Source organism: Nocardia sp. NPDC050412 (genome assembly GCF_044458825.1).
Taxonomy (GTDB): Bacteria; Actinomycetota; Actinomycetes; order Mycobacteriales; family Mycobacteriaceae; genus Nocardia.
This window is the reverse complement of sequence record NZ_JBITIJ010000015.1, coordinates 150,783-172,219: the sequence shown is the minus strand read 5'-3', so window position 1 is coordinate 172,219 and position 21,437 is coordinate 150,783. Positions and strand designations below refer to the sequence as shown.

23 protein-coding genes are annotated in these 21,437 nt (G+C 65.1%); 13 read left to right on the top strand and 10 right to left on the bottom strand.

The features are described 5' to 3' along the window. Positions 1–131: 131 nt before the first annotated feature. Positions 132–1,193 carry a LacI family DNA-binding transcriptional regulator gene (locus tag ACIBI6_RS33475; RefSeq protein ID WP_364342248.1) on the bottom strand — a complete coding sequence of 354 codons (1,062 nt, stop codon included), beginning with the start codon at positions 1,191–1,193 and terminating at the stop codon, positions 132–134. Positions 1,194–1,327: 134 nt separating this feature from the next. Between ACIBI6_RS33475 and ACIBI6_RS33470 the strand changes: the two genes are divergently transcribed. The 5 genes from ACIBI6_RS33470 (at position 1,328) to ACIBI6_RS33450 (ending at position 6,129) form a co-directional block, all read left to right on the top strand. After that, positions 1,328–2,356, top strand: coding sequence for a sugar ABC transporter substrate-binding protein (locus ACIBI6_RS33470; protein WP_364342245.1), 1,029 nt, complete (start codon positions 1,328–1,330; stop codon positions 2,354–2,356). 137 nt (positions 2,357–2,493) lie between these two features. Further along, the gene (locus tag ACIBI6_RS33465) at positions 2,494–3,492 is read left to right on the top strand and encodes an ABC transporter permease (protein WP_364342242.1); all 999 of its coding nucleotides are present in this window, start codon (positions 2,494–2,496) and stop codon (positions 3,490–3,492) included. Continuing rightward, the gene (locus ACIBI6_RS33460) at positions 3,489–4,331 is read left to right on the top strand and encodes an ATP-binding cassette domain-containing protein (protein ID WP_364342239.1); all 843 of its coding nucleotides are present in this window, start codon (positions 3,489–3,491) and stop codon (positions 4,329–4,331) included. Before ACIBI6_RS33465 ends, ACIBI6_RS33460 begins: the two co-directional genes overlap by 4 nt. Continuing rightward, on the top strand, positions 4,318–5,292 hold the full coding sequence (locus tag ACIBI6_RS33455) for a carbohydrate kinase (protein WP_364342236.1): 975 nt from the start codon (positions 4,318–4,320) through the stop codon (positions 5,290–5,292). Before ACIBI6_RS33460 ends, ACIBI6_RS33455 begins: the two co-directional genes overlap by 14 nt. 585 nt (positions 5,293–5,877) lie before the next feature. Further along, positions 5,878–6,129, top strand: a complete 252-nt coding sequence (locus ACIBI6_RS33450; protein WP_396958883.1) for a tyrosine-type recombinase/integrase — start codon at positions 5,878–5,880, stop codon at positions 6,127–6,129. A gap of 40 nt (positions 6,130–6,169) precedes the next feature. Here ACIBI6_RS33450 and ACIBI6_RS33445 read toward each other — a convergent pair whose 3' ends face one another. Further along, positions 6,170–6,481 (bottom strand): hypothetical protein, encoded by a 312-nt coding sequence (locus ACIBI6_RS33445; RefSeq protein ID WP_364342230.1) that lies wholly within the window; start codon positions 6,479–6,481, stop codon positions 6,170–6,172. A gap of 211 nt (positions 6,482–6,692) precedes the next feature. On the opposite strand from ACIBI6_RS33445, the gene ACIBI6_RS33440 reads away from it, so the two are divergent. Next, entirely contained in the window at positions 6,693–7,130 is a 438-nt protein-coding gene (locus ACIBI6_RS33440) for a DoxX family protein (protein WP_364342227.1), read from the top strand. 460 nt (positions 7,131–7,590) lie between these two features. Here ACIBI6_RS33440 and ACIBI6_RS33435 read toward each other — a convergent pair whose 3' ends face one another. Both ACIBI6_RS33435 and ACIBI6_RS33430 read right to left on the bottom strand, forming a co-directional pair. Further along, positions 7,591–7,749, bottom strand: a complete 159-nt coding sequence (locus ACIBI6_RS33435; RefSeq protein WP_396958882.1) for a hypothetical protein — start codon at positions 7,747–7,749, stop codon at positions 7,591–7,593. 200 nt (positions 7,750–7,949) lie between these two features. Then, entirely contained in the window at positions 7,950–8,255 is a 306-nt protein-coding gene (locus ACIBI6_RS33430) for a DUF1330 domain-containing protein (protein WP_396958881.1), read from the bottom strand. A gap of 188 nt (positions 8,256–8,443) precedes the next feature. Between ACIBI6_RS33430 and ACIBI6_RS33425 the strand changes: the two genes are divergently transcribed. Next, positions 8,444–9,346: a LysR family transcriptional regulator gene (locus ACIBI6_RS33425; RefSeq protein ID WP_364342220.1), complete on the top strand. Its 903-nt coding sequence runs from the start codon at positions 8,444–8,446 to the stop codon at positions 9,344–9,346. 232 nt (positions 9,347–9,578) lie between these two features. Here ACIBI6_RS33425 and ACIBI6_RS33420 read toward each other — a convergent pair whose 3' ends face one another. Both ACIBI6_RS33420 and ACIBI6_RS33415 read right to left on the bottom strand, forming a co-directional pair. Continuing rightward, positions 9,579–9,788 carry a hypothetical protein gene (locus ACIBI6_RS33420; RefSeq protein WP_364342217.1) on the bottom strand — a complete coding sequence of 70 codons (210 nt, stop codon included), beginning with the start codon at positions 9,786–9,788 and terminating at the stop codon, positions 9,579–9,581. Between the two features lie 535 nt (positions 9,789–10,323). Further along, positions 10,324–10,497, bottom strand: a complete 174-nt coding sequence (locus ACIBI6_RS33415; RefSeq protein ID WP_364342214.1) for a hypothetical protein — start codon at positions 10,495–10,497, stop codon at positions 10,324–10,326. Between the two features lie 108 nt (positions 10,498–10,605). On the opposite strand from ACIBI6_RS33415, the gene ACIBI6_RS33410 reads away from it, so the two are divergent. Continuing rightward, positions 10,606–11,736 carry an FAD-dependent monooxygenase gene (locus tag ACIBI6_RS33410; RefSeq protein WP_396958880.1) on the top strand — a complete coding sequence of 377 codons (1,131 nt, stop codon included), beginning with the start codon at positions 10,606–10,608 and terminating at the stop codon, positions 11,734–11,736. Between the two features lie 359 nt (positions 11,737–12,095). Here ACIBI6_RS33410 and ACIBI6_RS33405 read toward each other — a convergent pair whose 3' ends face one another. Genes ACIBI6_RS33405 through ACIBI6_RS33395 form a run of 3 tightly spaced genes read right to left on the bottom strand, consistent with a single transcriptional unit; the run spans position 12,096 to position 13,992 of the window. Continuing rightward, positions 12,096–13,259, bottom strand: coding sequence for an MAB_1171c family putative transporter (locus ACIBI6_RS33405; protein ID WP_396958879.1), 1,164 nt, complete (start codon positions 13,257–13,259; stop codon positions 12,096–12,098). Continuing rightward, complete coding sequence (locus tag ACIBI6_RS33400; RefSeq protein ID WP_396958878.1) at positions 13,256–13,759, bottom strand: hypothetical protein; 504 nt, start codon at positions 13,757–13,759, stop codon at positions 13,256–13,258. Before ACIBI6_RS33400 ends, ACIBI6_RS33405 begins: the two co-directional genes overlap by 4 nt. Before the next feature lie 14 nt (positions 13,760–13,773). Beyond that, positions 13,774–13,992: a hypothetical protein gene (locus ACIBI6_RS33395; RefSeq protein WP_396958877.1), complete on the bottom strand. Its 219-nt coding sequence runs from the start codon at positions 13,990–13,992 to the stop codon at positions 13,774–13,776. Positions 13,993–14,504: 512 nt separating this feature from the next. Here ACIBI6_RS33395 and ACIBI6_RS33390 point away from each other — a divergent pair. From ACIBI6_RS33390 to ACIBI6_RS33380, 3 genes are all read left to right on the top strand, one after another. Then, on the top strand, positions 14,505–15,239 hold the full coding sequence (locus tag ACIBI6_RS33390; protein ID WP_396958876.1) for a tryptophan 2,3-dioxygenase family protein: 735 nt from the start codon (positions 14,505–14,507) through the stop codon (positions 15,237–15,239). 91 nt (positions 15,240–15,330) lie between these two features. Further along, on the top strand, positions 15,331–16,374 hold the full coding sequence (locus tag ACIBI6_RS33385) for an aminotransferase class V-fold PLP-dependent enzyme (RefSeq protein WP_396958875.1): 1,044 nt from the start codon (positions 15,331–15,333) through the stop codon (positions 16,372–16,374). A gap of 10 nt (positions 16,375–16,384) precedes the next feature. After that, positions 16,385–17,641, top strand: coding sequence for a tryptophan 2,3-dioxygenase (locus tag ACIBI6_RS33380; protein ID WP_364342193.1), 1,257 nt, complete (start codon positions 16,385–16,387; stop codon positions 17,639–17,641). Positions 17,642–17,671: 30 nt separating this feature from the next. Here ACIBI6_RS33380 and ACIBI6_RS33375 read toward each other — a convergent pair whose 3' ends face one another. Beyond that, positions 17,672–18,100 (bottom strand): XRE family transcriptional regulator, encoded by a 429-nt coding sequence (locus ACIBI6_RS33375; RefSeq protein WP_364342190.1) that lies wholly within the window; start codon positions 18,098–18,100, stop codon positions 17,672–17,674. Between the two features lie 342 nt (positions 18,101–18,442). On the opposite strand from ACIBI6_RS33375, the gene ACIBI6_RS33370 reads away from it, so the two are divergent. Together ACIBI6_RS33370 and ACIBI6_RS33365 are read left to right on the top strand one after the other, a co-directional pair. Next, positions 18,443–19,840, top strand: a complete 1,398-nt coding sequence (locus ACIBI6_RS33370; protein WP_364342187.1) for a hypothetical protein — start codon at positions 18,443–18,445, stop codon at positions 19,838–19,840. A gap of 15 nt (positions 19,841–19,855) precedes the next feature. Next, a complete protein-coding gene (locus tag ACIBI6_RS33365) occupies positions 19,856–21,430 on the top strand; it encodes a hypothetical protein (RefSeq protein ID WP_364342184.1) in 1,575 nt (524 codons plus the stop codon). Positions 21,431–21,437: the final 7 nt, after the last annotated feature.

Here is a 21,437-nt window from a genome sequence, read left to right as displayed (position 1 = left end):
TGGCGAGGGCACAGCAGCAGGACGCCACCCGCAGAAAGGTGTTGGCCGCGGCCAAGCGTCCTTTACGCGCTGCCGACAGCTGTGTCGTCGGTTATATACACCAGCTGTGCAATGAGTATGAAGCATCCTGGCTATTGACTGTGAGGTGACCGAAGGTCTGCAGAGATCTCGCCGGAACCGCGGACCAGTAGGCGGGTGGGTATCACCTCGTGGCGGGGGAGTCCGTCGTCACCATCCAGGCGGGCGAAAAGGATTTCGGCGGCGACGCGGCCGATCGTCGCCGGATCCTGGGTGATGGCGGTGAGCGCTGGCTGCAGCAGTTCGGCCAGCGGCAGATCGTCGAAACCGACAACAGCAATCCGGTTTTGCAAGCCACGCTTCCGGATCGCTTGCAGCACACCAACGGTCACCAGATTCTGGGCGCCGAACAGGGCGGTGGGGCGGTCCGGGCGGTCGAGCAGCGCCCCAGCGGCGGCCTCGGCGGCCGCCGCGGAGTGCAGGTCGGCGCAGATCAGGTCCGGATCGAGGGGGATGCCGGTGTGGGCGAGGCCCTCGATGTAGCCGGCGTAACGTTCCGCAGCGGTCCAGATCGTATGCAGGTCACCGAGATAGGCGATACGGCGGTGGCCTGCGGCGGCCAGGTGTTCGACGGCAAGGCGGGAGCCGGTGCGATTGTCGACTGTGACGCTGTCGATTTCGGTGGTGGCCGGCATGCGGTCCACGAATACGACCGGGGTACCGCGACGCTGCTCGTGCAGCAGAGAGCCGTGATCGGTGCCCACCGGCATTACGATCAGCCCATCCACTCGTCTGGACAGCAGGGCGTCCAGCACCTCGCGCTGGCGGGCCGGGTTCTCGTCGCTGCTCACCGCGAAGACGAGGGTGCCCCGGCTGTGCGCGAAATCCTCGACCGCCCGGTGCAGCGCCGAGGCGTACGGGTTCGCGACATCCATCAGTACCAGACCGATCGCGGCGGTCTTCTGGCCGTGCCCGCGCAACGTGCTGGCCGCCAGGTTGTGCCGATAGTCGAGCATGGTTGCCGCATCGGTGACCCGCGCGGCCAGTTCCGGCGATACGCCGCCTTCGCCGCGGACCACGCGCGACACCGTCTTGATACTCACCCTCGCCAGCGCCGCCACATCGCGCATGGTGGCGCCCCGGCGTGGCGCCTGGGATTCTGACAACGCTGACATGGCAACCCTCTCCGTTCGCTCGTGTTCGGTCCGAGAACCGTCAAATATGCTAGAAGAAACGTCTAGACGTGGCGTAGATCACGCTATATGGTCTCTGACAACGTTGTCTAAGTAGTACCTGCAGGAGTACACCGATGTCCTCTCGTGTCGTCCGCATCGCCGCCGTCTGTTTCGCGGTCACCTCTCTGGCCTTCTCCGTCGCCGCCTGCGGCAAGGGGGCGAGCAACAGCAACAACGGGCAGGTCGTCGTCGGGCTCATCACCAAGACCGACACCAACCCCTTCTTCGTGAAGATGAAGGAGGGTGCCCAGAAGCAGGCCGATGCCGCTGGCGTCAAATTGCTCACCGCCGCAGGCAAGTTCGACGGTGACAACGCCAGCCAGGTGACGGCGATCGAGAACATGGTCAATGCGGGAGCCAAGGGCATCCTGCTCACTGCCAGCGATACGAAGGCGATCGTCCCCGCAGTCGAGAAGGCCCGTGCCAAGGGCGTCGAAGTGATTGCCCTGGACACCCCGACCGATCCCCAGAGTGCGGTCGACGCGCTGTTCGCCACCAATAATTTCACTGCAGGCCAATTGATCGGCACCTATGCCAAGGCCGTCCAGGGTGACAAGCCGGTGAAGATCGCGATGATCGACCTCAACCCCGGCGTGACCGTCGGCGTATTGCGGCACAACGGATTCCTGTCCGGTTACGGCGCCGCGCAGGCCACTCAGGACATGACGCAGTACGTCACCGCCCCGAACGTGGTCTGTGCGCAGCCCGCTCAGGGCGACCAAGCGAAGTCGCAGACGGCGATGGAAACCTGCCTGCAGAAGGATCCGGACATCAACCTGGTCTACACCATCAACGAGCCGTCCGCGCTGGGTGTCTACACCGCGCTGAAGACCGCCGGCAAGGAGAACCAGGCGATGATCGTCTCCGTTGACGGTGGGTGCACCGGCGTGCAGGCGGTCCGCGACGGCAAGATCGCGGCGACCTCGCAGCAGTACCCGCTGAAGATGGCCAGTGCGGGCGTGCAGGCGATCGTCGATTACGCCAGGAACGGCAACAAGACCAGCGGCTACACCGACACCGGCGTCACACTGATCACCGCCAAGCCGCAGGCCGGCGTCGACTCCAAGGACGTGCAGTACGGCCTGGACAACTGCTGGGGCTGAGAACGCCCGTCCCCAGCCGGAAAGCACGCCGGGACGGCGAAGGACGCTGCGCCGTATGCCGGGACGGTGACGGCCCTCGTTGTCCCGGTGTGCGCTCGGCCCGGTCCACCTGATTTCGTCGACGAGCGAGGATTCGCATGACCGCAACTACAACGTCTCCCGCACCGCCGGAGCCGAAACACACAGCGCTGAACCGGATTCTGTCGGTGCCGAACGTCGGACCGGTGATCGCGATCCTGATCGCGGTGGTCTACTTCACCGCCCAGTCCGACCGATTCCTGGCCGGTGACAACTTTTCGCTGATCGTGCAGCAGGTGATGGTGGTCGGCACGCTGGCGATCGGCCAGACGCTGATCATCCTCACCGCCGGTATCGATCTGTCCAACGGTGCGGTGATGGCGCTGGGCAACATCGCGATCGCCAAGCTGGCCGTCGACACGGGTTTGCCTGTGCCACTGGCGATTCTGCTCGGGCTGGCGCTGACGGCCGCGTTCGGGTTGCTCAACGGCACGCTGGTGAGCCTGATCAAGTTGCCACCGTTCATCGTCACTCTCGGCACGTATGGCATCGCGTTCGCGCTCACCCACATCTACTCGCAGGAACAGACGATTTCGGGTCTGCCGGGCGCACTCACGTTCTTCGACAAGACATTTCCGCTGGGCGAGACCGACATCACCTACGGGTCGGTGGCGATGCTGGTGTTGTTCGCGATCACCTGGTACGGGCTGCGGCTGACAGCGGCAGGGCGGCACGTCTACGCCGTAGGCAATAACCCGGAGGCGGCGCGGCTCAGCGGCATCGACACTCGTCGTGTGCTTCTCGCCGTCTACACGGTCGCGGGCCTGATCTACGGCTTGGCGGCGCTGCTGCTGGTGGCCCGCACCGGCGTCGGTGACCCGAATGCCGGCCAGACCGACAATCTGGACTCGATTACCGCCGTGGTACTCGGCGGCACCAGCCTGTTCGGCGGACGTGGCAGCGTGATCGGCACGCTACTGGGCGCGCTCATCGTCGGCATCATCCGTAACGGCCTGCAACTGACGGGGGTGCCGTCGATCTACCAGACGCTGATCACCGGCATCCTGGTGATTGCTGCGGTGGCCGTGGACCAGCTCAACCGCAGGAGGCAGAAATGAGCGAGACAGCCACCGCAAGCGACGCCACCACCGCAGGCGACGGAGCTCAGGCCGCGGTACAGCCGGTGCTGCAGGCAAAGGGCCTGGTGAAACGCTACGGTCAGGTCACTGCGCTCGACGGCGCGGATTTCGACCTGCTGCCGAACGAGATCCTCGCGGTCATCGGCGACAACGGTGCCGGGAAATCCTCGCTGATCAAGGCGCTGTCCGGGGCGCTGATCCCGGATGAGGGCGAGATCCTGCTCGACGGCAAACGGGTGCGCTTCCGGCGCCCGACCGACGCCCGCCGGGCCGGTATCGAGACCGTCTATCAGGAGCTGGCGGTGGCACCAGCCCTCGATATCGCCGACAACCTGTTCCTGGGCCGGGAACTGCGGCGCCGCGGCATCCTCGGCTCGGTGTTCCGGATGATCGACAAGGATCGCATGGTGCGAGAATCGCAGCAGCACATGTCGAATCTGAAGATCGGGATCCGATCTATGAAGCAAGCGGTGGAGACACTGTCCGGCGGCCAGCGCCAGGGTGTCGCGGTCGCGCGCGGCGCGGCCTTCGCGCGGCACGTGGTGATCATGGACGAGCCAACGGCAGCGCTGGGTGTCAAGGAGACCGGTATGGTGCTGGATCTGATCCGCGAGGTCCGCGACCGCGGCTTGGCCGTCATTGTGATCAGCCACAACATGCCGAACGTGTTCGAGATCGCCGACCGGGTGCACATCCAGCGGCTCGGCCGCCGAGTCGCGGTGATCCGCCCGCACGAATTCTCCATGTCCGATGCGGTGGCGATCATGACCGGCGCGATGGCCGGTGCGGAGGTCGACAACAACCGTGTCCACCACTGAGGCCGTGGCCGATCGCGGCCTGATCGCGGTCGCGGGGGAGGCGCTGGTGGACCTGGTGCTAGCCGGCGCCCCCGATCGCTTCCAGGCGGTGCCCGGCGGCAGCCCCGCGAACGTGGCCGTCGGCTTGGCCCGGCTGGGCGTGCCGGTGCGGATGCTGGCCCGCTTGGGCGGCGACCCGCTGGGCCATCGCATCCGAAACCACCTGCGGGACAACGCCGTCGCCCTCGATCATGTCGTGGACGCCACCGAGCCGACCTCACTGGCGATCGTCGATGTCGACCCGGATGGCATGCCGCACTATGACTTTCGCGTCAACGGCACGGCCGACTGGCAGTGGACCGACTCCGAACTGTCCACCGCGCTCGACGGCAGCGTGCTGGCCTTGCACACCGGCTCACTGGCGCTGACCGTGCCCCCTGGCGCCGATGCCTTGACCCGCCTGGTGGACCGTGCCCGGTCTACCGCCACCATCAGCTACGACCCGAATTTCCGCCCGCAGTTGATGATTCGCGACAACACCCTGGACCGAGTACACGCCATGATCGCCCGTGCCGACATCGTGAAGGCTAGCGCCGAGGATCTGTCCTGGCTGTACCCGGGCCGCAACCCCGAGGAGGTGGTCGCCGACTGGTCCGCCCGCGGCCCTGCTCTCGTGATCGTGACACTGGGCCCCGACGGCGCACTTGCCGCCACTGCCGCAGACGCCACTCCCATCCATCGCCCCGGCCGCCCCGTCGAGGTGATCGACACGGTCGGCGCCGGAGACGCGTTCACGGCAGGCATTCTCGCCGGTCTGCGCGATCACCATCTGCTCGGTGCCGCGTACCGAGAAGCCTTGCGTGCCATCCCGAAGCACGTCCTCACCGCCATTCTCGACGAGGCCACGATGGTCGCAGCGCTGACCTGCGGCCGCCGCGGAGCGGACCCGCCGACGGCCGCCGAGCTGTTCACAGGTCGGTGACGGATCGGGTGGTTCGGCCAGCCATAAGTTGAACTGGCCGAACCGAGGTCCCTCCGCGGCATTTTGGGGGAGGTGCAGTAGGGCGTGAGCAGCGTCGGCATGAAGTCAGGTGGATCCTTTGGGGACGACGACTCTGAGTTCCGTTGATCCCGCGCTGTCATGCGATCGGCGTGTGAGCGTCGACCGGGCGGTCTCGACCGAGGAGGCGAACGGGCGAACGTTCCGCAGAAGGTCCCGCTGATCGGCGTGGCGAGCGGGGCCGTATCTCAGATCGAGTGAAGGCCTCGACCGATATCCGCAGAGCTGGAAAGAATTCCGTGATATGACGGCCCGTGATTCACCGGGCGACATGCCGGTTTACTCAGGATTTTCTCAGCTGAACCCGAATTGAACCCCCAGGGCTCCCACCTGCGGTTCTGCGCCGATCGGCTCGACGCCGCCAGCCACCCTTCCTGCATAACCGCAGGTTGAACGGGTGACATGACGTAGTGTCTGTGCCCGGAGAGGGACACATGCGTTAAACACACAGATCGACCTGCGAAAACCAGGTCGATAAGCTGTCGAACTGCTCTCTTGGGATCCTCGATGAGGACCCGGCACACCTTTGCCTGCCGACTGATCAACCGTGACGTCCCGCAGGAAGTCGTACGCGTTCTCCCTGATCACGAGTCGTCCCGGATGACCGCCCACTATGCGCGGATCACCAACCAGACCATCCGTCAGGCGCGGCGGCCGCCGGCGAAGGCCGCCTGCTCCGAATTGCACGGAGCGGGCCGTAGGGCCTGCCTCGTTCGTTCGCGTCCGGTCATGGAGCCTGGAGGGTCGCGTCTGATCTGAAAGCTGCGCTACTTCCGGCCGGGGGAGGCGGCCGTCGAAATCAGTGCCATGGAGCTTTCGTCGACTTCGTTTCCGTCATCGTCGATGAACCGACATGCACCGGTCGTTCGGTGCCCGCGACCCGACGCAGGATGCGCCACAGCTCGTCAACGGCTTCGACGGCGTGCCCGGATTTGCGAGCAATCTCAGCGAGTCGCACAGTGCTGTCGCCGAATTGGAGCATCGCCCGGTATTCGGCATCGTCTAGGCCTGTCACGCCGAGTATGTGGGCGGGCAGGCCCAATCGCATCGCGATGTGGCGGCGGGCAGCCAGCGCCATGGGCAACTGGAAAACGGCGGGCGTCGTGGACATGTCGCCGGTCTGAGCGTCGCGATGCCGGTACCCGGGCCGGTCAATCGCTCATGAGTCGATCGTTGCGGGCGATGCTGGTGTCATCCAGGCTTCGGTGCCGGTGCCCTCGGTGTGGTAAATCTTCGCGGACAGCGATGAGTCCTCGGACGGTGCTCCGTCCTATCTGTTGAACGCGCTACCAACCCGGCGCGACCGACCAGAAGGACCAGAAATGACCACCGCCAACCCCTCCGCCGACTTCTCCAGCGACGTCACCGACCGTCCCGGCAAGATCGGCAACCGCGTCCTGTGGACCCTGCAGATCCTGCTCGGCCTGTTCTTCATCATCGCCTCCGGCGGGCCGAAGCTCGTTGTGCCGAACGCCCTGACCGACAACGCCCCCGAGAATCTGACCATCCCCCTCGGGCTGCTCATCTTCATCGGAGTTGCGGAGGTCGCCGGCGGTATCGGCCTGATGGTGCCACGGCTCAGTGCCCTGGCTGCCGCGGGTCTGTCGGTCCTCACCGTGCTCGCCGCCGGGACGCAGGCTTTCATCGCCGACAAGCCCTTGATGGGGATCTTCCCACTGGTGCTCGCCGCGATCTTCGCCTGGATCGCCTACGCGCGCCGCGCCACCATCACCGATCTGCGCAACTCGCTGTCGCGATGACAAATCCATACCTACGACAGGCGATCGGCGGCCCACCCACCGATCGCCGGTCGTGCGTTCTCGCCATCGATCGCCCGTCGGGTTGGCGGCGATCGATCCAACGGCCATCTATCCGCGCGGCGGTGACGGTCGCACTTGGAGTTGGAGTTCCTGGGTGTCGGGTTCGCGTCGGTGGAGCTGGTCGTTGACATGGCGGCCGTGGGCGATGTTTGTGCTTGAATTCCAGAGGTTTGCCAGTGTCTGCTCGCCCTATCAGCACACCGGCGGATCGAAACCTTACGAGAGGGTCGAGCACTTCAATTGTGCCACTGGCGAACAGGCCGATCTGATGGTCCGGGGTCATGACCTTCCGGCCTCCAGTCACGTGGTCCTCGAGCATCGGTCTACTCCGTTGGTTGTGCGCCGAGATCGCCTCGCCCAGTGGATATCCTTGTGTCGGACAGAGGTTTTGCGGATGGCGTCAAGTGAAGTTCCACTCGGCGATGATGCCGTCGACATCGTGCTCACCGAGCATTGGGCCGCGCCCGTAGACCCGGCTGGGTGTGCGGGTCAGTTTGATGGGCTGACCGGCGACGGTAACCGGGGTGTCGCTGCCGGGTTGTTCGATCGGTACGAGCATTTCCCGCGCGGCGGTGTGTGGGTCGGCGTAGATGTCGGCGGAGGTCTTCCACCGACAGCCCGACGACGGTGCACAGCGCCAGCATCGGATATACCACGGTCGACGGATGTCCGTAGCTGCGGGCGAATTCAGCGTGAGTCGTCGTTGAGCACCGTGTGCGTATCAGGTGACGGATGCCCAGCGATGGCTGGGCCCGCCGGTCAGTCGATGCCTTCGATGATGCGGAAGTCGCGCTCGACGTCGTCGGGGAGGGCCACCAGCGCCTTCTGGTATGCCTCGCTCTCGTATGCCGCGACGGCCTGTTCAAAGCTGTCGAACTCGATCAGAACGACGCGTTGCGTGATTCCGGCCTCGTGGGCGACGACTCGACCGCCACGGGACGGGAGGAGGGACAGGACGCGCCCGCCCCCAGCCTGGACAGCCGGACCGGCCAGCTTGTCGTAGGCAGTCAGCCTCTCAGGGTCGGAAATGGCGGGGTAGACACTGACCCAGTAGCCCTTAGCCATGGAAACCTCCTGTGTTCGGCCGGACACGTCCGACTTCGAACTGACACTCGGATCGATCGATCCCGGCGACGGGTACTGCGGTCAGTTGAATCGTCATATGCGCAGGTTAGGACTTGATGTGCGGTCGAGGGAAAGACCGGTCCGCGATAGACTCAGAACGGATCGTTATCAATCGACAGGGAGGGCACGTGGCGCCGGATACGGTGAGCCTGCGGTACTTCCTGGTGCTGGCGCAGGAGTTGAACTTCACCCGCGCGGCCACACGGATCGGTATCGCACAGCCCGCACTCAGCGCCCGGATGCGCCGATTGGAGGCGGAACTCGGTACGGCCCTGCTGGTTCGCAACACGCGTAGCGTCGTATTGACCACGGCCGGTGCGGCTTTGGCGGAGTCCGCGCCGCCCGCGTTGGCGGCGCTGGACCGGGCATGGGACACCGCCCGGAGCGCGGGGGCCGGTGAACTGGGCACGCTGCGCATCGGATACAGCCTCAGCGCGGGGGCCGAGACGGCACCGGCCCTGGTGGACAGGCTCATTCGCAGCAGCCCGGGACTCGAGGTCGGCGCGGTCCCGATGGCGACACCGGAGATCTCCCCCGCGGTCGCCGACGGCCGCATCGATGCGGGGATCACCCGCGGTGAACAGCCGGGGCGTGGCGTGCGCCGGTTCCTGCTGCGGCGCGCGCGCGTCGGGGTCCAATTGGCAGAGCATCATCCGCTGGCCGAACACCCGGAGATCGAGATCGCCGACGCGGCCACGTATCCGCTGCGACTCCCCGACCGTGCGGCCAACCCCGTGATCCACGATCAGCTGTCCGCACTGTTCCGCGACGCCCGGCCGAACCCCCGATTCCACACGCCCGCAGTCTCTTTCGACATGTCTCAGCGCGACCTACACGACGGGCTCACCCTCGCCCCGGCCGGTGAAGCCGCGGTCACGACATCACCGGCCGGTCTCACGTGGCGACCGCTGCGGGGCGCACCCACCTTGACGATCCACCTGGTCCTCCCGCGCGTGCAGTCACCACTACACCGCCGCATCCGTGCCGTCGCCAAAACCCTGGCACACGAGCTGCACTGGCTGCCGGACTGACGCGCAGCTGGTCACGCGAGACGGACATCGGCAACTCGTCGAGCTCCTTGAATTACAGCTGACCGGCTTGTCGCCAGCCCAGGTACTGGGCGACCAGGCGAAAACCGCGCTCTCTACCAGCCCACTACGCCATATCCGCCCGAAATTCGGCCGATACGGCGACCCTGAGATGGGCGAACGGTATCGCTTTGTATCCGGTGAAATCGCTTACGCCGCTGGGTATTCCACGGGTTCACCTTTCCCGCAGCCGGTGGCGGCCCTGCGGGTGCGTGCTGGGGGAGCCGGTCACGGCGGGGATCTGGACGGTGGGTTCGTCGAGCAGCCGGTGCAGCCGTGCGCAGAACGCGTCGATCGACCCGTAGCGCAACAGGATCTCGCTGACCAACTGCCGCATACTCACGGCGACCAGGGGATCGGTCACCGTGTTCAGCGTCTCGTCCAAGTCCTGCCTCCTGTGTCCGGGGACGCCGCGAGACGAATCAGGCCCGGGACTTCTTGCTCGTCGATCGGGCTCCAGTGTGATCGGGGCTCATGAGCACCCGACAGAAAAGCGGTTTGCGTAACCGTCGAGTGATTCGACGCCGGGCGTGCGGTGGATTGCTCGCACCTTGTCGCGATCCGAGGTCATCCACTGACGTCTCGAGCTCCACGTGGGCCGGGTTCTCCGCCTTGTCTGGGGAGTCGGTCGTCATAGCCCACAAACCTAGGACCGCTACCTGACGGCGGCCTCTTCCATGTGCAGCTGCACCAGCGGTGGTGCGGCGCTATGCAATCCGCGCCGAAGGCATAGCCCTGTACTACCTCCGCCGGGCACGTTGCTGTTCAGCTGAACAACCAGTCGATGAGTTCGGCGCCGCCTTCGCCGGCCCCGCCGACAAGCGCTGCCGTTACCGCAGTGATCGCGAGGGCCCTGCCGCGTCTCCACCACGGGACGGAACTTGTCTCCTACGGTGGGTGGTCAGGGTCGGTCTGGCCCCTCAGGTGGCCCGGAGTCGAAGTGTTCCGCTGCGGGATGTGCTATCGGCTGGTTGATGCGGGGTCGTGATGTCGTATTCGTCCGGGCTGCGCAGTGCGTCGGCCAGCTCGACTGCGGTCGAGGTGAAATCGTCGCGCAGCTCCCACTCCTCATCCGGCCGCGACTTCGCCGTCAACTCAAAGATCCGGCACCCGGATTATCTACGAAGTTTGCTTGATGAGGCACTAGCGTCGATATGGTGGGTGCTGGCATCCACGGTCATGCCATCGTCGTAGGGGGGTAGTTGGCCGAAAGTATCAGGCGCGCAGGGATAGTCGGCGGCGGAATCGGCGGGCTCACCGCGGCGATCGCGTTGCGAGCGGCTGGCTGGGAGGTGACGGTCTACGAGCGAGCCGCCGAGTTCACCGAGGTCGACGCCGGGGTCATGCTGACCTCGAACGTGCTGGCCGCCCTCGATCTGATCGGGGTGGGCGAACCTATCCGAGCTGAGGCCATGGCGGACCACATCGGCGGGCTCCGTAGCCGGCGTGGGCGCGAACTGGTGCTCGGCCGGGTGAATGACGTAATCGGCGGCGACGATCTCGTGGTGGTCCATCGCGCCGATCTCATCGCTGTCCTGGTCGACGCGCTCCCGTCGGAGTGCCTGCGTCCCGGTTCCAGGGTTGTCCGCGTCGACGCGTCCGGAGACATCGAAACCGCCGAAGGCACTACCCAATTCGATCTCGTGGTCGCGGCGGACGGCATCCACAGTCTCACCCGCCGCCAAGTCTGGCCGGAGGCGGACGCGGTCCGGCACACGGGGATCACCGGCTGGCGATGGATCGTCGACGCTCCGCCGCCGGAGTGGGTGGGCCTGGTGTTGGGGTATCGGGCCGAGTTCGGCATCCTGCCGATGACGGGCAACCGGATCTACGCCTTCGCGGGCACTCACTCCGATGTCGAGGGTCTCGACCATTTCAAGGACTGGCCCGAACCCGTGCCGGCCATGGTGGCGGCAGCGGACCCGCGGCGGGTTCTCGAGAACGAGCTACTCGATATCCGCGTCCCCAAGTCGCTGGCACGTGGTCGGGTGGCGCTCATCGGCGACGCCGCGCACGGGATGCATCCCACGCTCGGGCAAGGTGCCGGGATGACGATCGAGGACGCCGTAACCCTCGCCGCCTATGCACCTGATCTAGCCGCCTATTCCAAGGCCCGGCGGCGCCGGGTCGCCCTCATCAGCTGGCTGTCGGGGCGCGCGACCCTGGTTACCGAACCCACGTCCAGGTTCGTGGACGTCATCAGGGACGCTACAGCAGCCCTGGTGCCGAACCGACTGGCTATCCTGGCCGGCAAACTGGGCACGAAGCTGCTGATCACCCGCTGGCGGCCACCAACGATTGCGACCAAACCTCGGCCAGTGCATCCCGGATGACCTGCCGGTCTTCCCGCCCGCCCCTGGCGGGAACGATCACGGAGACGAAAAGTCGTGACCGACAACCGCGCCGCCGCCGCGAATCCCGTCAACGCGACACCCGCTAACGAGCTGCTCAACCCGAATCCGCGCGATCGGCGAGCGTTCGGCCCGGTATCGACGTCGACGATGCTCGGGCTATCGAAGCCGGCAGCCAGGCGTTGGGCTGCCGGCCTATCCGCAGATTCGGACAGGCCGGTAACAACGTCTCGACCGGCTCCGCCAGCGGTGCGTTCTGTGTCGTGGATGTGGCCGAATCAAGAAGTGCTTCAATACGATTCGACGCGATGGTGGATTGGTCGCGGTCGCTGTCGTGGCAGTTAGACCTCAGCGTTGTGACGTACGATCTCGGAAGATCGCAGGGCGCGGCTGACACGTCCGAGCCATCTGGCTTCGTCGAGCAGTGTGTCAGCGCCACCATGTTCAGCGGACAGGGTCATCGTCGTGTTGTGCCGAGGCGGTATGCCTGCCCGCTTCGCCTGGATCGCGGCGGCGATGACGGCCGCCTCGATCATCGGGCCACGCTCATAGTCCGGCAAGCCGAGCGCGTCGGACCGCTCGGCGGCGAGTTGTCGCGCCCGTGGATCGGCATACCCGCGCAACGCCAGTTGCGCGTCCCGAATGTCGATGACCCGACGACAGAGCCGAAATTCCGCGTCCCGCATAGGATTCCATTCGCGACCGGCGGGCAGGGGCACAGCGCTCGCCGTGCCGGTGGCCGATGTCAGGTGCCGGCTCAGCGCACCGAGTTGTCGTTCAGCTCGGTGACATCGGTAAGCGTGCAGCAGCGCCTCCAGAAACTCACCTCCCGAGGGCAGTGCCAAACCGGTGATCACGGTGAGTAGGCCGGTCACGGTGAGTAGCCCGTCCACGGTGGCGTACACAGGCCGGGGTGGGTGGCCGAGATCGGCGGCGACGAGCACATATCCGAGGAAGACCAGGCGCGCGATCACGGCGATGCCGCCCAATGCGATGACCCGGAATCCGATCCGTAGCCACGGCTTCGCGGTGAGCGCGGCGTAGCGGAACCCGAACGCTACCGCCGCGACGGCGCTGACACCGACGTAGCAGATGAACAGATACCGATACTGGGCATCGTTCGCGGACGACGGCGGGAACGCGGCGAACAGTGCGACGATCGCGACGACGACAATAGCGAATCCCGCGTAGCACAGCGGTGACCTGCGGCGCGCGATCTCGATCGGGGTCGTGAGGTATACGAACCATATCTGGCTCGCGCACACCGCGAGCATAGCCGCGACGTCACTGAGCAGGATGCCCAGTGTCTGGATATGGGTGTGCTGGTCGATGGCATCGGATTCGAGCCAGAGCATCATGGTTGCCAGGATCGCGCCCACGAAAAGCGCACTCGCACGGTGCATCCCGTTGTCCGAGTCCCGCATGATGTCGCGAGCCTTGATGGCCAGCACCGCGCCGCAAGCGAACGCCGTGAGCAAGATCAGGAGAATCGGGTCGGGGGTCACAGTGAATTATCCAAGCGGCGGACTATGTCGGCGATCGCCGGATCGGCAGCGACGGTGACCGGTTGGCTCGACCGGTGCGCGCGCCGCAGCAGCAGCGTGGCCGTCATCTCGGCCTCGGTCTCCTGCTCGGTCGATCCGCAGGACCTGGCGAGCACCTGTCCTTGGATCTCATGGGCGACGTGCACGAACGTGCAGTGCCGTCGATCATCGCCGATCGGCCGACCCCGGTGACCGAAGAGCAGATGCGCGAATTCGTGGAAGATGATCTGCTGGCGGTGAATCGGACTGGCGGACTCCTCGTAGATGACCGAATGCCCGTGCTCGTCGGTGATCAGCAATCCGAGTGGACTTGCGGGTGGCAAGGCCATCGGGATCAGTTCGATCCGTCTGCTCACATGTCTCGCCAGACCCTCGCGCACCTCGTCGATACCGAAACGAACCGGTAGCCCGAGTACATCGATGCGCCTTTCGCAGCGCTTGCGCAAATCTGTAGTCCACATGGCAGTCTCCACGTCTACCGGGCGCCGGACGGATCGCCGGGCAGTCGCTCCCAGCGCTCGAAACAGTTGATCACGTCGAAGTACCAGACATACGAGCCCGACAGCGTCACTCCCTGGTTGCGCACGATTGCGGTGGCGATCTCCTCGTTGCTGAACTCGCGACCGTCGGGCCTGCGCACGACGTCGAACAGATGGGTCGATCTCGACGCCAACGTTGAGGCTGCCTCGTCCACCGATCGCCTTCCGTCAACTGGAATGGTTGCAATCCATTATTCCTTGACGACCGTTGACAGGACGTGCCAGCCGTGGCAATAATCAGCCTCATCAACTGGTATGAAGCAAATTTAGGTCCAATAGTCACACATGTTGACATGCTGGCAGACCCGTTATGTCGTGGCGAGAAGACCGGCAGTGGGCAGGAGCCACACCGGAGGCCGATCGTCGGCGGGTCCTCGCGAGGAGGCCACGACCCTGGCCGTCCACCGAATACAACACAGTCCCGGCACCGCGGCCGGTGGGGACCGACTGCAGTGCGATATCGCCGGTGACGGTCGACGTACGTGCGGTTGGCATCACGCGCGGACGGGAGTTCCGAAGGAGATCATGTGGGTCAACCGTTATGGGTCGATATGGCTACCCAGATTTCCGGTGACAACAAGCTAGGCTCGATCGGCTGGAAAATAACAGATGGAAATCAGCCTTGTCGGCGACGCATCGAGACAGTGTTTCGCATCGAGGTGTTGCGATGAAGGATTACTCCCAGCAGATATTGAGTGGCGAGGGCGATAATGACTATGCCCGTTACATGCGTACCGATCGACTGCTGGATTTGCAGCGCCGCCCCGACGAGAGCGTGCACCGTGACGAGTTACTCTTCCAAATCGTCCATCAGTCGACCGAGTTGTGGCTCAAGCTGGCCTGTGCCGAGTTATGCAAGGCGGCCGAGGATATCGATAATGCCGATCTGAACAGCGCAATCGCTTTGTTGACCCGAGCATCGCTGGCAATGGGGCTTATCACCGACCAGTTGGAGATGATGCGCCATCTGTCCCCGTGGGACTTCCAAATTATCCGTACCATTCTCGGCCACGGTTCGGGATCGGATTCGCCGGGCTGGATTTCGGTGCGGCGGGATAGTCGGACTATCGGGAAATCTTTCACCACGTTCGTGCAGAATCGGCGTATCGACCTTGTCGAAGTGTATCGGAACGAACAGCATTCCGAGATACACCGCCTGGCCGAGGCGCTGATTGAATGGGACGAGCGGGTATCTTTGTGGCGGGTCCGCCACTTCAAGATCACCGCACGGTTGATCGGACATCAAGCCACCGGCACACAGGGCACGCCGGTCGCAATGCTGACCAAACTGATCTCGCACAGGTTCTTTCCCGAACTGTGGGAAATCAGAAGTCTCCTTACCGAGACCGGGCCGATGGCGCAGCCGAATGCCGAACCTACCCGGAAAGTCGGAGATGAGTAGTCGGCCGATGTCTCCCGAGACATTCCGATCTCACTTTCCGATGTTGCAACGCGCAGTACATCTGGCTACGTGCAGTCTTGGGGCTCGTTCCGTGGAACTCGACCGCGCCGTGGCTCGGATGCTGGCGGAGATGACTCGTGGCGGCGCAGCTTGGGAGGCATTCGAGAACCAGATCAGTGTGGCGCGAAATCGGTTTGCGGCACTGATCGGCGCGCGGGTCGACCAAGTGGCGGTAGTGCCCAACGCATCGATCGGCGCCTTCCAAGTCGCCGCTACGCGGAGCTGGCGAACTCGCCCTCGTATCGTCACCACAACAGTCGAATTTCCGTCTATTGCCCATGTCTGGCGGGCCCTGAGGCAGCGCGGCGCCGAGGTTGTCGACGCCGGTCATACCGAAGATAGCTTCACAGCACTCATCGACCGAACAACCCGCTTGGTTTCGGTGCCTTTGATCAGTTATCAGCACGCGATCCGGCTGCCGGTCGTCGAAGTCGTCCACGCCGCGCATGCGGCCGGTGCCGAAGTCTTCGTTGATGCCTATCAGGCGGTTGGTGTGGATCCCGTGGACGTCGGAAGCCTCGGCTGCGATTTCCTCGTTGCGGGTACGTCGAAGTATTTACTCGGCTTGCCCGGCCTCGCTTTCCTCTACGCCCGTGCGCCCGAATATGGCGACCACATGCCGACTTTGACAGGCTGGTTCGGGCGAGTCGACCCGCATGCTTTCAACCCCGTGCAATTGGATTACCCGGCATCGGCGACTCGATTCGAAACCGGTACACCGGCCGTGCCTGCATGCTATGCGGCCGTGGCAGGACTGCAACTTATCGGTGAGCTGGATCTCGCAATTGTTCGCGATCACGTGCGACACCTGGGCGAACTGGCTCGCGCGCAATTGAGTGCACAAGGTGAGCATGTACGCCCCGTCCCGCTCGAGCACCGTGGCGCGCATATCGGAATTATCGACGCCGACCCCGCCGAACTCGGTCGCCAACTGGCCGGATATGACATCGCGGTCAGCCCACGTCACGACGTGGTAAGGGTTTCTTTTCATTACTACAGCAATGTCGAGGACATCATCGCCCTATGCGCAGCGCTGCGCGACATCCGACGTACGTCTGAATATTTGCATCGATAGAAAGGCTCTGATGTCCACCGCTGAACTCATGTCGTGGCTACGTGCGCCGGCCGCCGAACAATTTCCCTACGATGCAGTCCTTCGCCGGTATCACAGTGTGGGCAAGCACTTCGTGCCCACCGATACGTTGGAACTGCTCGACCGGGCCCGCGCGATACTGCCGCGGCTCGGTGGTCCTTGGCCACCGGTGCGAGTCCTATCCGCATTTCTGGACAGTGCGCTGGATAAACTGGATAACCGATATGATTATCCGACTTACCTGGCCCTGCGGCTGCTCGAGTTGCCCGTCATCGATGACCCGATAGAGCTGGCGCTTTTCGCGCAGTCTCGGTGTGATCGGCGCACAGTGCAACTTCTCGCGGATGTTCTAGCCTTCGAACTAGCCGCGATGCAGGGGCGGACCACGGTGCTGCCGACAATGCGTCCGCCACGCGATATGGTCGACAAGCGGATTCGGCATGGATTGCGTGCGATCCAGCCAGCGTTGGCGCGATTGGCACTGGACCGCGGATTGACCGATGGCGGGGCAGTCGACCGGGCGCAGCAAGTCAGCGCACTCGTGCACGCCGATATGTCCTTCGCGGAGCGGCGTGTGGTGGAGCTGAGCATCCTTCCCGTCTACACCATGCACGACGAGTACCTGTTTATTCGGGTGCTGCAGACCTTCGAAACAACCTTCACCCTGCTGGCCATGCATCTGCGCGGTGCCGTGGCGGCACTGACGGCCGGCGAAGTGAGCCGAGCGGTCTACTTCATCAGCAACTCGACGACTGCATTGCGCGAGGCGGCACCGCTGTTCTCGATGCTTGCCACGATGCAGGTCGAGTCCTTCAGGACGTTTCGTCAGTTTACCGAGGGCGCCAGCGCGATCCAGTCGCGAAGCTACAAGCTCGTCGAGTCGCTGTGTCGGCGCCCGGACGCCGAGCGTGTCGACTCACCCGCGTACCACTCGGTGCCTGAGGTGCGCGGCCGGGTCCTCGCCGGTCAGGAATGCACGCTCGACGATGCCTACACCGGTGCGAGCCGCTCGGGCGACATCGCCGGATCCGAACTGGAGCGGCTGGCAGAGGTAATGGCAAGCTTCTCGGCCGCTCTGCTCCGCTGGCGCACTACTCATTATCGACTCGCAGTGCGCATGCTCGGCGGTGCCAGTGGCACTGGATATACCGAGGGCACCCCATACTTGGCGGCCTCGCGCACGACTCCGGTTTTCACTACCGTCGAACCCGTCAGCAACGCGGCTCCCGACAACCCGATTGTGGTCTGACACCCTGGCTAGGTCGGAGTTCTTCGCGTGTTATTGGTCGCCGGGTGAGCCTGCGGGCAGTCGCTCCAATCGGCGAAAACGGTTGATCACGTCGGTGACCGCTGCCAGACTTTCGGCAGAAAGGCCCGCTGCCCGCAGCGCCACATCACGCACACCTGCGTCGCGCATGGCAGTCAGCAGACCCAGTTCGGCGTCGACTTCGCGACTGGTCTCGTCGTCGAAGAAGTACGCAGGGGGAACACCGAAGAATCGAGCCAGCGCGCTCAAGTGCCGAAAGGTCGGATTGTCTCGCTGACCGGTACGCAGGTACCAGACATACGAGCCCGACAACTTCACCCCCTGATGGCGCGCGATCGCGGTGGCGACCTCCTCGTTGCTGAACTCGCGACCGTCGGGCCTGCGCACGACGTCGAACAGATGGCTCAATCTCGACGCCAACGTTGAGGCTGTTTCGTCCACCGATCGCCTTCCCGTCAACTGAAATGGTTACGAGCCATTATCGCTTGACGACCGTTGACAGACAACGCCGGGCATGTTGCAATCACGATTATCAACTGATGTGAAGATAATTGGTGCCTCGTCGTCACGCATGTTGACATGACTGGCGCCACGCGCGGGCAGAGGTTCCGAAGGGAGATCAGGTGGGTCCACCATTGTGGGTCGATCCCGATGAGTTGCGCAGGTTGACACCGGAGCTGCATCAGCTCGCCGAGGAGATGGCGCAGTTGAACGCTGACCTCGCCCACGAAGCGGAGTGCCGGGCGAGCAGAACCCGTGGTTGCGAGCATATCGGAGGGTGCGGTGACCAGTTCCGGAGGTGAGGATCTCGCGGTGTTGGCTGATCGGATCGCGGAGGGGCTGCGCGGGCTCGCCCCGCCCGGGTGGCAACAGTTGACGGCATGGTTCGCGATGACCGTGGTCGCCGAATCGGCGCTGTTGAGGGTCGACGATGGCAGCCGGTCGATTCGGTACCAGGTTTCGGATGCGGTGTGGGACACGGTGCGTCGGCATCGGCGGCTGTCTGCGGGTTCGGAAGGTGGGCCGTGGTGGCGGTTGCTGGTGCGCATCGACGCGGACGGTGTCGATGTCGTCGCGGATCAAGGTGCGCAGGAGCCATTCCCCGGCGAGCAGTTGTTTACTCCGGATGCCTATCTGGCTGACCTGGAACGCTATCCGCGCGGTCGGTTGCCGGTGTGGTTGGCGGCTTACATCGGGCGCGGTGAACGCCAGTCGAGGCCGCCCCAGGCTGCCGTGGAGGGGATGCGGGCGGACCGGCGTGCCGGTGTTGGGGCGGTGGCCGTGGCTGGCGAGCTACCGGAGCTGGCGGTGTTGTGGGCCCGGTGGGCGGTGCTGGCTGCGGCCTTCGTGGCGGTCGGATCGAGGCGGGGCCCGCGGATAGGACCATCGGTGGGCATCTTCGAAAGTGCGGGACGCAGCGGCTCGACCTTGACTCGGCTGCCCGGTGACCGGGCGGTGCTGTCGGGCGGCGTGTGGGATGCCCCTGTCTTGGAGGCCGCGTACAACGGAAGCGGCGCGATGCCGAAATTGTTTGCGGGAGCCCCGGACTGGGTGGCGGACCCGGTGCTCAATCCGCGTGCGGTAACCGGATTGCTGTCGTTTTGTTACTGGTGGGAGGACGGTCGATGGTACGGGGGCGAGTCCGCTCCGATACCGGAGTGCGCGCCGGCGCTGCCTGCGGCGTGGACGGTCTCGACGGTTGCGGGCGTTATCGGCAGCCTGCTGGGTGAGCGGTCGGGTGCAAGTCCGGAAGCCGCTGAACTGTTGGTTTCGGCGGCGCAGGCGGGCGCGGTGACTCGCGAGGCGTTGGTGCAGGTCGTCGGCGATGGCGAGGGAGTCGACATCGCCGGTGGACTCTTCCAGTTGATGCTCGCGGATCTGGTTGCCGATCACGTTACTGGGATCCGCGAAGTGGATGCGCTCGATCTGGTACGGGATCACGTCCGCCAGCGCAGTTACGACACCACCGGTTACTCGCTGTCGACGTTGCGGGCCGATCGCATCAGCGTGGGCTGGTTGGTGCGTTCGCCGGTGCCGGACGGTGAAATGGCTTTGGACCGTGCCGTTTTCTATGTCGCTGATGATGGCGTCGTGGAGCGCTCCACCTCTTCGGTGCCGCTGTCGGTGTTCGTCGCCGATTTCGAGCGACGGTTCCGAATGCGCAGCAGCGGCCGAGCCTGACCGACGGGGTGGGACATGAACGGTGAAGTTCGGTTGGATCCGGACAGTCTGCGACATCGTGGAGCGCGGCTGGCCGAACTCGGTGACCGGGTGGGGCAGACCTATGCGGGCTTGCGCGATTGCGTGACACAGTCCGAAGGCAGCTGGGGCGACGACGATATCGGCCTCGCATTCGCCAAGGAGTTCAAGCCACACGCCGATCAGTTGCTGGCCGATGTGCGGGCAATGCAGGACAGCCTGCACGGCACGGCCGCCGGAATCATCGACGCCGCACGCCAATTCGAGGCGCAAGACGCCTACCTTGCCCGCCAGGTAGGCACCGCAGCCGAGGATACGGACCCGAACATCGGCGAGACGGCTCGGCAGCGGTCGGACGGCCCCGGCGGCACGCCTGCGCTCGCCGGTACGGACTCACCGGTGACGTACGACCCCGCGGCGACATCTCCGGCAGCGGCAGGTCAGCCGTATTCCACGGACCGGGCGCAGCCCACCGAACGATCCGCGCCCGGTGGTCCGCGGTCGCCGGACGCTTCCTCGGGGCGGTCCACGCCGCAGGATGGTCGGCGGCGCCCGGATCCTGCGGATCGGACAGGCCAGGGGTCGGATCGGGCAGGCCGAGAGGACAGTGCCAAATCCGGCGACCGTGTCGGCGACTCCGGTCGGCGGCCCTCGTCCGTGTTGCCCCCGTCCTCCCCAGTGTTGCCCCCAGCCGCCGCGCGGAATGCGGGCCGGTTGCCGGGCATGGCCGCCGGACCGCGGCCAGTGGTCGATATGGGGCGGCGAGACACCCCGTGGACCGGGCAACAGCCCCGGACACCCGGCCCACCGGCGAGCGCCCAGCCGAGTCCCTCGAGCCCTCGCTACGGTTCCCCGCCGCGATCGAACAAGCCCACCGACGAACAGCAGCGCGGGCGTGGCCGGCGCGATTCCGGCGGGCGGCCGGCTTCCGATCCCATGGTCGGATGGCTGGCGCGGACGTTGGCCGATCACCACGACGTGCGTGTGGCCGGATTCGATACGCCCGGGCTGCAGGTGTCGGCGGTGCGGGAGTTCGTGGCCGCGGTGGACCGGGTGCTTACCGACTACCCGGTGATCGCCCTGGATGTCGTCGCGGTGGCAGAACTCGGCGCCGAATCGGGCATGGTGCGGTGGCGTGCCGAACCGCACGAATCCTGGGGCGCGGCTCGCTCGATCACTCTCGACCAGCGGACCGCGCAGCAGCCGATGGAGGCTACCGAAACCGCGGAAACCGGTGCCGAGCTGGGTATCTACGAGGCCACGTTACGTGAGTTCGGCCGCGCGCTCGATGGCATCGGTGGCGGTCTCGCGCGCAGGCAGGCGCAGCGCGTCCTGCTCGCGGAGTATCTGCGTCGGGAGCCGGGACGACACCGCACACTCGCCGAGGTGGTGCACGGTTACCAGCACTGGCGTGCCGAGTTGACCGGGGATGCCACGGCCCCAGGCGGATTCGACGTGAGTCGAGCCTTCGGCGCCGCGTTCGCCGAGGTAGTGCAGCGCGGTAGCGATGCGGGCGTTCAAGCGAAAATACTGCATGCGGTGCTGGTCGACGCGGCCTCTCGGCCGGGGTAGGCGGTGC